Raw genomic sequence first — 14,356 nt, 5'->3', positions numbered from 1 at the left:
AGCCCAGTGCGGAGCGCAGCGAAGCACCGAAGCGAAAGCGTAGCCCGTAGCACGCCGACCTTGCCCACACAAGCGCAGCGCAGTGTGGGCAAGGGCACGCCCAAAAAAAATAATTGATTTTCAGTATCTTATATTAGTTCTAATACGGTATAATTTGCTTTTTTCAAAATAAAATTTAACTTTGCACATTCTTACTTACATTTAATAACTATGAAAATCCAATTAAGTCTTATCATTTTTGCTGTTTTTAACTTCGTGATAGCATCTGGGCAAAATAGCCAAGATCAAAGTAAGTTAAGAAAATCGGACCGATTATTTTTTATTGAAAATAGAGGTCAATGGCACAGCGATGTATTGTATCTTTGCCGAATGAGCGGCTTAGACGCGTGGATTACTAAGTATGGGGTAAATTACACTTTCTACAAAATAGAGCAACCTGCGGCTACGGACTTAGTACGCTCAGCCCATAAAGATGAATTTGATTGTAACGCTAAAAATGAAATTTTAGTTGGTCATAGAGTATTATTTGAACTCCAAAACCACAACCCTAATCCTATACGAGAAGGCAAAAAACAACAAGAAGGATACTACAACTATTTCATTGGTAACGATGAAAGCAAACACGCTACTTATGTAGGTCTGTACAAAGAAGCCCTAATAAAAGATGTATACCAAGGTATAGACATAAGGTACTACTTTGATAATGGTAAACTACGATATGACTTTATCGTTCAACCTTATGCAGATGTCTCTCAAATTAAATTCAAGCTACATGGACAGTACAACGCCTACACTAAGAGCCATCAAGAACTATGCTTTACTACTCGTTTTGGAGAAGTATCGCTAACAGACTTACATACCTACCAAGATAACCACATAATTAACAGTAAATTTATTAAAGATGGGGATTTTTGGCAAATTGCAATAGGTCAGTATGATAAGAGCAAACTGATGGTAATAGATCCATTAGTGTATTCTACTTATATTGGTGGGGGTAGCAATGAAGAGTGCTATGACATATTCGTAGATAACACAGGCTGTGCATTTGTAACAGGCAGGACACAATCAACTGATTATGACACTACTCCAGGCGCATTCCAAACTACACATGGAACAGGAACTTGGGACGCTTTTGTTACAAAGATCAATGCTACAGGCAGTAGCTTGCTGTACTCAACTTACATTGGAGGAAATGATTTTGATGCAGGTCATGGTATATTTGTAGATAGTAATGGTCATATCTATATAACAGGTCAAAGTTCTTCAAACAACTATTATACTACATCAGGTGCTTTTCAAACAGCATACGGCGGAGGATTTAGCAACGTCATTGTTACAAAGTTTAATGCCACAGGTAGTAGTATAGTGTACTCTACCTACATTGGAGGAACAAATAATGAAGATATTGGTAGAAAAATATTCGTAGATAATTCAGGATGTGCGTATATAACAGGCAACACTTCTTCACTCGATTATGATACTACCCCAGGTGCTCTTCAAACAACCTATGCTGGGGGATGGTATGATGGTTTTATTACTAAACTCAATGCTTCAGGTAGTGGTCTATTGTACTCTACTTATATAGGTGGTACTGGTGATGACTATGGCAGAGATATATTCGTAGATAATACTGGCTGTGCGTACGTAACCGGTTCTACAAATTCAACTGATTATGATATTACTTCAGGTGCTTTCCAAACTACACATGGAGGAGGCTTATGGGATGCTTTTGTTAGTAAATTTAGTGCTACGGGTGGTTTATTGTACTCTACTTATATTGGGGGAGGGGCGTTTGATCTTGCGTTCGGTATATTTGTAGATGGCAGTAATAACGCTTATATAATAGGCAGAACACAATCAACCGATTACCATACCACTTCAGGTGCCTTTCAATCTACAAATTCAGGCGGAAATGATGTTTTTGTTACAAAGCTTAATTCATCAGGTAATGGTTTAGTGTATTCTACCTACATTGGAGGGGCAAGTAATGATTTTGGTAGGGATATATTTGTAGATAATACAGGATGCGCTTATATAACAGGTCAGACGCAATCTACTGACTATGATGTTACCTCGGGCGCTTTCCAAACCACAAACGCAGGAAACTGGGATGCTTTTGTTACCAAACTTGATGTAACAGGTAGCAGTTTGTTGTATTCTACTTATATCGGAGGAAGTGATTCAGATGAGCCATACGCTATATTCGTAGAAGGCACCAATACTGCATACATAGCAGGGATGACAAAATCCACTAACTATGATATTACCTCAGGTACTTTTCAGACCACTAACGCAGGAGGATATGATGCTTTTGTTACAAAGATAAATCTTACTGTAACTCAAATACAAGAAAGTGCTATTAGTATTCAAAGCTATTTTAGTTTGTATCCTAATCCTGCACAAAGCTATATTGTTATAGAGAACCACACAAGTACTATTCAAGAGTATGAAATTGCTGATGTTTCGGGTAAAGTGTTGAAGGTTCAAACTTTGCCCCAAGGTAAAAACACTGTGGAATTAAATTTACCTGCTGGAGTTTATATTATCCGAGATAGAAAACAAGGCAAGACAGAGAAATTTGTAGTAGAATAAAAAGCTGATATAGTTAAAAAGTCCTGCGTACATTTTGCAGGGCTTTTTTAATATTTGTATAATAGACTTTACAAACAATATAGTAAGTCTGATAGCTTATTTTATTTTTTTGGGCGTGCCCCTTGCTGCGCAAGGGTCGGGGCATTCCGCACTGCGCTTCGCTTCGGTGCTTCGCTAACACTTCGCACTGCCTAACGGCATGCTCCATGCCCCTCACGCAATTGACTTTTGCAATTATGTCTTTACCTCGTTTAAGCTTGAGGTACAAGTACTAACAAGCTAAAACCTTGCATAAGAAACAGAGAAATGGCTTTTTCAGAGATCCTTTGCGTGAGGCATGCGGAGGGTGGGCGTTAGCCCAGTGCGGAGCGCAGCGAAGCACCGAAGCGATAGCGTAGCCCGAAGCACGCCGACCTTGCCCACACAAGCGCAGTGCAGTGTGGGCAAGGGCACGCCCAAAAACTAAAACTATTTTTAGAACTAAAAAATACCTTACGAAGGCAAAAATTTGAGCTTAGTTTTAACTTATCGCATAATGTACATTTTACCTATACCGTTTTTAAAATACTGACTAGTTTTGTCTTCACGAACTTCTATCGGTTTGCCGTTAATTTTTGCATTCACTTTGTAGAAGTATACACCGTTAGCTAATTTATCGCCAAATTCATCTGTACCATCCCAAGCATATTGAGTAATATTTTTGCCCAACTTAACCTCGCCCATAGCCTTTAAATCTATTTCCTTGACTAACTTACCTGTAACCGTGTAAATCTGTATCTTAAATACATCAGGAATTTGTTCGCCTGTAAGGTTAAACACAAATCTCGTACTAGTAGAGAAAGGATTAGGATAGTTGAGTACATTAGTAATAGACGTTTTACTGACAACTTCAAAGTCAATGTTATACCATCCGTTTTTATCTATGTTAGTGGCATCAGGTAAGCCCGATATATTTTGTTTTCTATCTTGGGCAAAAATACTTAATCGGTAACGCCCATCTTGTAGCCGTTTAGGTAAGCATATTACTGTGGCTTGGTTGGGCTTGGCACTTTTAGCAGGATAAAAGGTTACTTCGCTGGGTCTGCGGTTGACTACGGCATTATAGTATAAAATAATAGTGGTGTCAAATACATTTTTGTAGTAAGAGAGCTGCAAAATGAACAATGAGTCATTTTGCATGAGAAAGTATTTATTTTCATCTGTGAGAGTAATTTTTATCTCGGGCGTGGGTGAAACAATATCCCCATTAGAAATGTAGTGTCCATCGAAAGTAACATCTACAATTGGATTTTTTGTATCTGGTTTAGCATAAAAAGGAATGGCTAACACATTATTGAAATGATATAGCTCTAATTGGTCATCATTTGGATTGACATCAATATATAGAACATTTTTGCCAGGGTAATTACCTGTGTTGAAAACATATTGAAATGTGGCTGTATCTGTGGGAGTGCCTTCTTTGGTCAAAGCAGGAAGATATAGACTGTCTATCAATTTAAGGGCATTGTTAGAAGTCAAAATTTTTATGTGGACTTTGATAGGTTTAGCAAAACTGTAATTACTGATATTTCTGAAACCAATTTTTACTTTTAGTTCATCCCCTTCATCTAATTCTGCGTTTTTGGGAGTGAGTTCGTAGAAAGTAGGGTCAAGTGTACCTTCGGGAACAGGTCCAGCGGAAACTATCCATTTATCTAGTTGAGGTGCAGTACGATTTAATGAGTCTGACATTTCTGCCATCAAGCGTATACGGGGATATAAGTTTGCATCTATTAAGCTGCTCAAATTGGTATTAGATTTTGCAAAGGACTTGTCTATCAACTTTACTGCTGTACCATCTTTTTTAATTCCCCAAACAGAAACAGGGCATTTATCTCCTGCGTCTAAATCATGATGTTGCCAATGTAGGTCTTGCCAAGTGCTAGAGGGTCCGAAGGTTTCTGAAGTATGCGTACCTTCGTACCAATAGCTTTTAATAGGTAAAGTAACATAGAGTTTTTGTCTTGTGTAGTGAGTGGTATCACTAGCGTTGTAAGTGTATTCTTCAGCTGTTCCTATGGCTGCGCCTTTTCTACCCGATATTACCCAAGGCGCTCCTGGTTCTATGTTGCTGATATTTGCGCTGCCAATGCTCTCAAAAGCATTGATTAAATTTGCATTCCATGATTTAGGGTCAGTGTAGAAATTATTAAATGCAACTACAAAATGCCCGTTAGGAATGTTATTTTGAATATAATCTGCTAATTGGTTCTGTCCTAAAGTGCTAGAAACGTCAAAAACCAGCATGGGATCATTAAAATAAACGCATCCCATAGGACCTAAATGGCGTCTAGCTTTAAGGGTAACAGGGTCTATTACAATTAAGTTGACAGTGTTGTGGCAAACGTTTCCTGCTAGTTCTGTAACTCCATTCATATCATAGGTACCCATAATTCCTGCGCTTGCCCCCCCTGTACTAATTTTCAAAAGGGCATAATTAGGGACAAAAGACCATAAATCTGTGGTTTCGTCTATGTCCACTCGGTATCCTGTACCTTTGTAGAATTGAGAAGGCTTAGCTTGTGCCCAACCCCCTGGGCTGTTTTTAATGTATATAAAAGAAGACTCTACCCAATCTGAGTTAGGTAAATCCAATTTTACTCGCCAAAAAAATACTACACTATCCCTATTACCGATAATTGGCATTAAATCTACATTCCATACACCACGATAGCGGTTACCTGGAATAGGTGGAGAAACTAAATAGCTCCCACCTGAATGGATAATACTGGGTTTGAAAGGTACAGTATCTATCTCAAATAGATATCTTAAGCCTCTGTTTTCATAGTCTAATGCACCTGCTACTAAACTGTCTGGGCGCATGACTTGATTAACAATAGAAAAACGAGGGGGAAATAAGATAAAGACATTGTTATTGGGAATAAATTTGTCTATACAGTTACGATTGTTAAGTTCATTGCTTTCAGAGATGATGTTATTAGGATCTGCAATGGCACAGAATCGATTTTCGCCTGCTTTTTCTGCGTCCTTAGTTACAATTTCAATATGAAGTGTATCCATAAAAGGAATAGGACCACTTTTAATTCTTTTGAGTAAAGCAGTTGTGCCATTAGGTGCAGTACGCTCTATGTCTACAAAAAAGCTATCTCGTGTAGCTAATCCGTTGTTTCTTATGATTACGTTGATAGTAACACTGTTATCTAGTGCCCCGAAGTTAGCAGGAGTGAAATAAATACCATTGCTTAATACTTCGTAATCAGGCTTATTAGGTAGGTGTCTTTTTACAGCAGGATCTCCTTGAAAGTTAATTTGTCGCACATGATTTACACGTGAGGGTGAACTTATACCATACCTACGGTTGGTTTCTTTGAGAATATCTGCGTAGCTGGCTTTCTTAAAAGCAGTGTCTACGTACATTACATCGTAGAAAGTATTTGTAAAAATAGCCAGCTCGCCTAAATAACCTTCTGATGAGGAAGCCATGAATCCAATGGCGCCCCTATTGGCAATTTTGGTAAATTGTTCACCTGTGGATATAGTCCAAGTATTAAACTTACCTGAGTAGCATCCATTGGCAATCAAAAGGAAATATTTACCTGTATTTGTATAAGTTTCGGGGTCATCAAGAGCAATGTCATATTTAGTGCTGGAGGAGTGTCCAAAAAAAGTGAGCATAGATGCACCATTTTCAATACGTTGTTTTACGCTTAAAGCCAAATTAGTTTGTATAGGGAGCGCTGAAGTTTTGAATAGAGAGCTTACATGTCCGCCAAAATAAATTCCTTCTACTTTCAATCTATTTGCTTCCAAACAATTCTTAATAGCCGTCTGTTCGCCAAGATTTCCTCCTCCGCCTAAATGTAAAACTTCCTTCATCCACAGTTGAAAAGTTAAGCTTTCATGTGTTATAACCTTTTGCAGGTAATTATTTCCTTCTGTATCATTGAGTACACACATTCTACCTACGGAAATAGTGTAGTTAAAATTGCCTGATAGCATGCTATAGTCAAAATTAGCTACAAAGTCAATGTCGCTAGCAGGATAACCGTAAGTAGGTACGCGATCATATTTAGGGTCTCGAGCGTTTGTAACAGCTTTGCCCCATAAAAGTAGGTATTTAGGTGGGTTAGTCCATACTTTACTCATCACCTTACCTGCACGTTTTAAGGCTAAAGGTGTGTAATGTCCATAAGCAAATTCATTATAGAGTTCATCTACATAGTAAATTTTTACCTTGTAGCTTCCACCCATTATACTTTGGCGATAGTTTTTGTAATTTTCAGCGGAAACTGCAAGATCACGGCTAGTAAAAATGATATAATCATAGTTTTGGCTACCATCTTCATACAAATAAGCGAATGTACATTCACTAATACGTGCAGGGGTTTTTACCTCATTTATCCAAACGCCTGCGGTGCTATCTGTTGGAGTAGCAGGAAATACTGCCGTGAATTGATTACCTATGACGCTGCCTAAAATCCGTCTTTTGTGTAGAGTATCCCAGTAACAAGCTTGGGCAGCGTTAATAGGATACGCTGTAATGAAAGTAATACTTCGGTTACCTAAAGCCGTACCTTGTATATTAGCATACCAAACCGTGTGATTGTCTATTTCAAAAGTACGTTTATAGCGTATGCTTGCCCAGCATAGGGCGTTATTATCAGTATCTACATCAGGAGATAACAAATCGCTTCTTTCACGAGCTGTAACTACGGTAGTGCCTTCTGTTAGCAAACTGTGGGATAAAGTATTGTTGTAAAAATAGCGATAGCTGTAGCCATTCCCTGTTTGAGGTGGGCATACTACCGTAGAACCTATTAAGATATCTGTGGCATGGTCAATCGGACTACCATGTTTGTAATCCGAAGCAAAGTATATTTTTACAGTTAGTTTAGCAGGGTTAAGTTCAGAAGTAACAATATGTTTGGTAGGAATATAGAAGCTAGCACTACCATTGTATCCGTATTCAGGACCAAACCAGCCTTCGCCTAACGTGTAATCTGAACTTAAATCATCGTAGAAGGTACCATCTGTTGAACCAGTGTGATATACGTAATAGTTAATAGGTTCTACATAGCTAGTATGCCAGTAGTCGTTCAAAGCAGGTGCGGCAGAAGTAATATTGACATCTGTGTAACGTTTGCCTATAGCTGTGGTAGAATAGGTTAGAATATAGCTTGCGCTGTCAGTGAATAAGGAATGCCTGTAAGATTTTTGAAATTGGGGATGCAAAGCAGGATTATACAAATATCGGTCATCTAGCCCATTGTTGTGGTTACCATAAAACTCAATGTAGTCAGGATTATCAAAGATGTTATTACCATTAGCATCTACTACTCGGATGTGTTGTTCTTTACCTTGATAAAAAAGTTGTATATTTTGAATGTTCGGATTGCCTATAATACTTACCTGATTGTAGTTTACGCGATAAATCCCCTCTTCTACTACTTGAATTTTGACGTATTTTTTGTTTTTGTTTGTGTAATCTATCCATGCATTTGCGTAATCTTGGCTATACGCACAAAGACTCCACAAAAGCAAGTATAGAAACACATTTTTTTTCATGGCTTTTTGTACACAGAAGCGAAAACTCATGTAAAGATACAAAATTTATTGTATTAACATTTGTTTGTCCCAAATAAATTTCAAAGAGAATATATGTGTGTATAAAGTACTGCCTGCGCCCCCAAAATTAAGTGCAGAGATGGCGTAGTCTATGGTAAAATTCATAAAGGTAATTCCTGCGCCTAAATTGGGGCGTACTGTCAGGTAGCGCTTGTTGTTGTCTTGGGTATAGTATTGTAGGTTATCTATGCCTGCACGCAGAAAAAGCTTATTGATGTAACCTACTTCAATACCTGCTTTTGGGTCAGCAGAAATAAAATTAGTTTGAATAATTGTATTCCGCCTGCCGTCTGTGGTAGTTTTAAGTGCTATTGCGCCAAGCAAATTAAATTTTTCGGATAGTTTGAAATTCTTAGCAGCGCTGAAAGTAAAGCTAGGTAAAGTAATTTCAATAGAGTTTTGAGGAATTTCATTACCTGTTTGAATAAATTGCTGTTCAAAAGTTTCGGTATTAAAAGACCAAGCGTTGAAAGTGGTAGTAATATCATTTGCCATTAAGCCGTAGATAAAGCCATTTTTCTTGTAAATAGCCCCTGCGTCTAATCCAAAGCCCCAAGCTGTAGCAAAAGGACCTACATTTCTGTGGATAATCTTAGCGTTTGCCCCTACACTTAAACCAGGTATTTTGTAATTTAGATTTCGGCTGTATGAAAGTAGAATACCATAGTCAGAAGTAGAAAAGGATTTTATGCGATTGTAGTCTATGCTACCATCGGGAGCAACAAGATCTAAAGTGTTAGGGATATCATCTACTCCCAAACGGATACCTGATATTCCAAAGTGATTGATGCTATCTATGGGAATAGCTGCTCCGATATAGTCAAAATTTGCAATGTTACCAAAGTAAGCGGCGTGCATTAGGGCAAATTCAGGTTTTCGAGATGCAAAGCTTAATCCTGCAGGGTTCCAATATCCAGAATACACATCGTTAGTAACTGCGGCGTAAGCGCCTGCCATGCCTAATGCCCTAGCGCCTACACCTATACTCATAAACTCATTGCTGTATTTAGGGGTTTGTGCTACAATATAGCTTGACCAAAGTAGCAGAGCAAAACCAAAGAGATTACGAAACATATTTTTCGTTATATAACAGTACGTAAAGATACGAAATTTTTATTTAGTTAGATTATGCGTGTAGCTAAAAACGAATATACAATTCAATGTTAGTTTTTTATTTTTTGGGCGTGCCCCTTGCTGCGCAAGGGTCGGGGCATTCCGCACGTAGCCCGTAGCACGCCGACCTTGTGGGCATGAGCGCAAGCGAAACGCCCACAAGGGCACGCCCAAAAAAACTAAAAAAGTTCATTTGCACATAGGTTTAGAATTATGTTTTTTTGCACAAATAATGTATGCTTAGGCTATCGCTAAGGGTACTATCCTACTGCAGACCTTATTGGAAAAGTATCATCGCAATGTTTGTATGCTTGATATTCTTTGTAATTTTCAATTTAGCGAGCTTTGCAACCTTAGTCCCTTTTTTGGACACCCTATTTGACACTAATCTCAAAATTAAACAACCTCAAGAAGTTAGCCTTTGGAATACCAACTCCATCAAAGAATACGCATACTACAAACTGCTTACCTACATTCAAAATCACGGTAGAATGCACACTTTGTATCTGCTTTGCGTAATTTTGTTTGTAGTCTTTTTGCTCAAAAACCTGTTTGCGTATTTAGTTACCTACTTTTTAGCCATTATAGAAGGTGGAATCGTAAGAGATTTTCGTAAAGCTATTTTTGAACACTTGACTCAACTTTCTTTATCTTATTTTACCGATGAGCGCAAAGGGGAATTGATTGTACGCATGACTTCAGACATTGAACAAGTACAAAGCAGCGTAGTAGGTAGTTTCAAAGGATTGATTAGGCATCCATTAGTAGCCACAAGCCTGTTAATGGCAATGTTTTTTATCAGTTGGAAGCTAACTTTATTCGTGTTATTGATTTTACCTATCAGCGGATATGCTATCAGTCGCGTATCTAAAACACTAAAAAAAAACGCAAGTATAGGACAGGATAAACTTAGCCGTTTGATAAGCATAGTAGATGAAGTAATTGTAGGTATGCGTATTGTAAAAGCGTTTGTGTCTGAAAAAAGAGAACAAGAAAAATTTAACAAAGAAAATGATGCTTACTACCAAACTTACAAGAAAGTTTACAGGCGTAGAGAATTAGTACAACCTTTGACCGAAACTTTATCAGTGGTGATTATCGTAGTCGTTTTATTGTACGGTGGTAGCTTGATTATTCATGGTACTAACCAAATGACGGCAGCTTTGTTTTTGACGTACATTGGTATTTTTTCACAACTTTTACCTCCTATAAAGGGAATTGGGATAGCTTTGGGGGATATTGCTAAGGGTACCGCATCTTCGGAGCGAATTTTTAAGCTTTTAGATACCGTTCCTACAATTATCAATGTAAGCCAACCTGTACCCTTTCCGAAAAATTTTACTACTATTGAATATAAAAATGTTCATTTTTCTTACGGAGAAAAAAGCATTTTACAAGGGATTAACCTCACTATCCGAAGGGGAGAAATTATTGCTTTGGTAGGTCCCAGCGGTAGCGGAAAAACTACCTTAGCCGATCTTTTACCACGATTTCATGACGTGCAAGCAGGTGAAATTTTGATTGACGATATCAATATCAAGCAGTTTGATATCAGTACATATAGAAGTCATTTTGGGATTGTAACACAACATCCTATTTTGTTCAACGACACTATACTCAACAATATCAGATACGGAAAACCCGATGCTACTATGGAAGAAGTAATTGAAGCGGCTAAGGTCGCTAATGCTCACGAGTTTATTTTACAAACTGAAAAAGGTTATCATACTTACGTTGGCGAAAGGGGAAGTAAACTTTCAGGCGGACAGCAACAACGTATTTGTATCGCCAGAGCTATACTCCAAAATCCTGAAATTTTAATTTTAGATGAAGCTACTTCTGCTTTAGACAATGAATCTGAAAAGTTAGTCCAAGAAGCACTATACACTGTGATGAAAGGAAGGACCTGTATTGTAATTGCACATCGGTTATCTACTATTCAAAATGCTGATAGAATTGTGGTATTAGAGAAAGGCAAAATCGTGGAAATGGGGACACACCAAGAACTATCCCAAAAAGGTGGACTCTATTACAAGTATCTTTCTATGATGCAAATTCCATTTCTATCTTAATCCTGTGCTTGATTTTTTGTATTTTTGTAAAAAGATGAATTAGTATGAAAGAAACAAACGAAGAAAGGATAAAACGTCTAAAAGAGGAAGAGCTTAACGAATTAAAAAAGCGCAAAGCGTTTCTTGAACAAATTAAACAAGCTAAAAAAATGCAATCCCTCAACAACGCAATGAGTGAATTGGAAAACATGACTTCAAATGATGACACTCAAGAATGGATAGATAAACTTGGGCAAGAAACTTTAATAAATGAAGCAAAAACCGAAATGTTTTTAGAAAAACACAAAGATGCCCTTAGCGAAGAAGAAATTATGAAAGAAAATGCTAAAAAGCTATTAGAAATTATGAAAAATACGCACATGCAAAACTCTGAAAATCAGATAAAAAGTTCTCTTACTTTGGGTGATCAGGAGTTCAAAGTAGAACACAAATCACATACAGAACAACAAAATACACTTGACAACAATGAGGATAAACCTAAAAGTATCATTTAGCTACGTGTATGTGGTACTTGTTTGCTGGTTTATCAGCTCATTTGTTTTTGCCCAATCTGAAGAAAGAATTTTGATAGTTTCTTATGCGCCCTCTTTGCACTTTTCAGATTGTGATAACACTATTTGTGAAAAAAACAAAATTTCAAAACCAGAATGGCGAAAACTACTACAACAAAAAGTAGAGCAAGGTTTATTAGATGCTTTGAGCTATCGTTATACGGTTGTTTCTTTGTATCTCTCTTTGCATCCCGAAGATCAAAAATTATTCAAAGATTGGCATAATCTCAAATTTTGTTATTACAAAGAGGCTATTCCCACTCGTTTGGAAGAAAGTAGCAACTTGGAACATAACTATGTTAAGTTAGTAAATTTTTTAAGAAAGAATTCGTCAATTTTACAGGAAAAAAATAAGCTCTGTTGGCAAGAAAACCTTAAAGAAACAAAGTACCTCCAAGCTCTTCCATCTAGAAGTACACTTTTAGATAGTATTGCTCAAATATTCAACGTTGAAAAAATTTTACTGCTCACTCAAATAGAAATTAAAACGAACTATCAAGTATGCGTAGCTACAGATGGCACTCGTTTTGATCGTTCTGTTAAGCTGCACTACTGCCTATATAGCCCTAAAAATGAGCTCTTGTACGGAGATGTAGCTGTATCCAAAGGAAAGTCTAATACTAACGATATTGAAAGTTTTTTTGAGGAGCATATAGGGTATTTGAGTTACTACGTTCTTTCTACGATTGAAAAAAAATGAGTATATTTGCAGTTTGAATGAGGTTGTGGAAAATTGCCCTATTGCTTTTGTTCTGTTGCGGAGGAGGGGAAGTTTTCTCGCTGGGGGTGATTATAAACTTTAATCGGTTTAATACACAGGATAACATGCCCTACGCCGAATTTTATATCTCGGTCGTAGGAAAAAGCATACGCTATCAAAAAAAAGCTGATGGTTTGTATCAAGGCTCGGTAGAGTTTTTATTTTTAATTAAAAATGCCACAAATAATGCCGTAGTATATGCAGACAAATTCAACCTGCTTAGTCCAAATTTGAAAGATACCACACACCTACGCGAAGATTTTTACTTTACAGATGTGAAGCGAATCGAATTGCCAAACGGAAAATATAAACTAGAAATTCAATCAAAAGATAACAATAAACCTTCTGATATTCAGAAAGTTACTTCGGATTTTGAAATAGATTTCAACCCAAAAGAAGTCCGTTTTAGTGATATAAGCTTTTTATCTACATTTCATAAAACTACGACTAAGAATAAGTTTTCAAAAGCAGGCTATGATATGTACCCTCAGCCCAATGCCATGTATGGCGATAACATGGATACCTTAGCATTTTACGCAGAACTATACGGCATAACCAATAAAGTACCCAAAGATGACCCTATTTTAATTACCATTAGTATAGGTTCAAGAGGTTCAAACAAAATATTGGAAAAATATGTACATAGAGTTAAAAAAACGGCTACAGATGCACCTATTGTGATATTGGACCGCTTTCCTATTGCTGACTTAATTAGTCAATCGTATTTTTTATCTTGTATTGTTCAGGATAAATCGGGAAATGTAGTAGCTCAAACGAATGTAGGTTTTTACAGACATAGTACTCGTGCTGATAGGCTTTTTGCAGAGAAAAACCTAGCAAAAAGTGTCAATTTAAGTGAGGACAACATTATCAATTCTTATTCCGAAAAAGACTTAGACATGTATATTGATGCACTTGGTTATATTTCTGATGAAGCCGAAGTAGCTTATGCCAAGTCTTTGTCTAATATAGATGAAAAACGCAAATTTTTGTATAACTTTTGGTTAAAGCGAAATGATAATGACCCTATCAAAAGCATGAGAGCTTGGTTGGAATACAAGCAGCGCATAGATTTGGTTAATGAAAAATATAAGTCTCAATTACGCAAGGGATATTTGACAGATAGAGGGCGCGTAGCCTTGACCTACGGACTACCTAACGATATTCAAGTTGTACCCCGAGAGAATAACACCTATCCACATGAAATATGGTACTACTATAAACTTAACGGACAAGCTAATGTACGCTTCATATTTTATGACAAGGATTATACTACTAATGACTTACGTCTGCTTCATTCTGACTTGTATGGAGAATTGCAGAATAGCCGTTGGGAAGCTGTACTAAGAGGTAAAACTGTCAATCCTAACCTTAATACTGACAACAACATTTTACCTGGCAATTACGGTTCAAACTATCCTATTGTACCTCGCAGACCTGATGAGCAGTAGTTAGCAAGGTTTTTTAGAAGTGTAAAGCTTTCAGCTTGTGCTGTTTTAGTTATTTTCAAGCGAAGTAGATTGTTTTTGACCTTTGATTAAGCAAGTCTTTATTTAGGTATGAGAATAATTTTATTTTTTTGGGCGTGCCCCTTGCTGACGCAAGGGTCGGGGCATTCCGCACTGCGCTTCGCTTCGGTACTT

General features: G+C 37.3%; 10 protein-coding genes. 6 read left to right on the top strand and 4 right to left on the bottom strand.

All coding sequences use genetic code 11. The features are described from left to right. Positions 1-369 precede the first annotated feature (369 nt). Positions 370-2,592, top strand: coding sequence for an SBBP repeat-containing protein (locus NZ519_05950; GenBank protein MCS7028293.1), 2,223 nt, complete (start codon positions 370-372; stop codon positions 2,590-2,592). A 13-nt stretch (positions 2,593-2,605) separates the two neighbouring features. Here NZ519_05950 and NZ519_05945 read toward each other — a convergent pair whose 3' ends face one another. Beyond that, entirely contained in the window at positions 2,606-2,860 is a 255-nt protein-coding gene (locus NZ519_05945) for a hypothetical protein (protein MCS7028292.1), read from the bottom strand. A gap of 69 nt (positions 2,861-2,929) precedes the next feature. Between NZ519_05945 and NZ519_05940 the strand changes: the two genes are divergently transcribed. Then, positions 2,930-3,058 carry a hypothetical protein gene (locus NZ519_05940; protein ID MCS7028291.1) on the top strand — a complete coding sequence of 43 codons (129 nt, stop codon included), beginning with the start codon at positions 2,930-2,932 and terminating at the stop codon, positions 3,056-3,058. 59 nt (positions 3,059-3,117) lie between these two features. On the opposite strand, the gene NZ519_05935 is transcribed toward NZ519_05940, so the two are convergent. Genes NZ519_05935 through NZ519_05925 form a run of 3 tightly spaced genes read right to left on the bottom strand, consistent with a single transcriptional unit; the run spans position 3,118 to position 9,504 of the window. Further along, positions 3,118-8,187: a C25 family cysteine peptidase gene (locus NZ519_05935; GenBank protein ID MCS7028290.1), complete on the bottom strand. Its 5,070-nt coding sequence runs from the start codon at positions 8,185-8,187 to the stop codon at positions 3,118-3,120. A 15-nt stretch (positions 8,188-8,202) separates the two neighbouring features. Further along, a complete protein-coding gene (locus NZ519_05930; GenBank protein ID MCS7028289.1) occupies positions 8,203-9,291 on the bottom strand; it encodes a PorV/PorQ family protein in 1,089 nt (362 codons plus the stop codon). A gap of 39 nt (positions 9,292-9,330) precedes the next feature. Then, positions 9,331-9,504 carry a hypothetical protein gene (locus tag NZ519_05925; GenBank protein MCS7028288.1) on the bottom strand — a complete coding sequence of 58 codons (174 nt, stop codon included), beginning with the start codon at positions 9,502-9,504 and terminating at the stop codon, positions 9,331-9,333. Between the two features lie 62 nt (positions 9,505-9,566). Here NZ519_05925 and NZ519_05920 point away from each other — a divergent pair, with 62 nt between their 5' ends. From NZ519_05920 to NZ519_05905, 4 genes are read left to right on the top strand one after another with little or no spacing between them, the layout of a single operon-like run. After that, positions 9,567-11,402 (top strand): ABC transporter ATP-binding protein/permease, encoded by a 1,836-nt coding sequence (locus NZ519_05920; protein MCS7028287.1) that lies wholly within the window; start codon positions 9,567-9,569, stop codon positions 11,400-11,402. Between the two features lie 44 nt (positions 11,403-11,446). After that, positions 11,447-11,896 carry a hypothetical protein gene (locus NZ519_05915; GenBank protein ID MCS7028286.1) on the top strand — a complete coding sequence of 150 codons (450 nt, stop codon included), beginning with the start codon at positions 11,447-11,449 and terminating at the stop codon, positions 11,894-11,896. 10 nt (positions 11,897-11,906) lie between these two features. Then, on the top strand, positions 11,907-12,653 hold the full coding sequence (locus tag NZ519_05910; protein MCS7028285.1) for a hypothetical protein: 747 nt from the start codon (positions 11,907-11,909) through the stop codon (positions 12,651-12,653). A gap of 17 nt (positions 12,654-12,670) precedes the next feature. Continuing rightward, positions 12,671-14,164, top strand: a complete 1,494-nt coding sequence (locus NZ519_05905; protein ID MCS7028284.1) for a GWxTD domain-containing protein — start codon at positions 12,671-12,673, stop codon at positions 14,162-14,164. The last annotated feature ends 192 nt before the right edge of the window (positions 14,165-14,356 follow it).

It is taken from the genome of Bacteroidia bacterium (assembly GCA_025056095.1).
In the GTDB taxonomy this organism is placed as follows: Bacteria; Bacteroidota; Bacteroidia; order JANWVE01; family JANWVE01; genus JANWVE01.
Note: the sequence above shows the minus strand (reverse complement) of the source record. Positions and strands in the feature narration are given on the sequence as shown.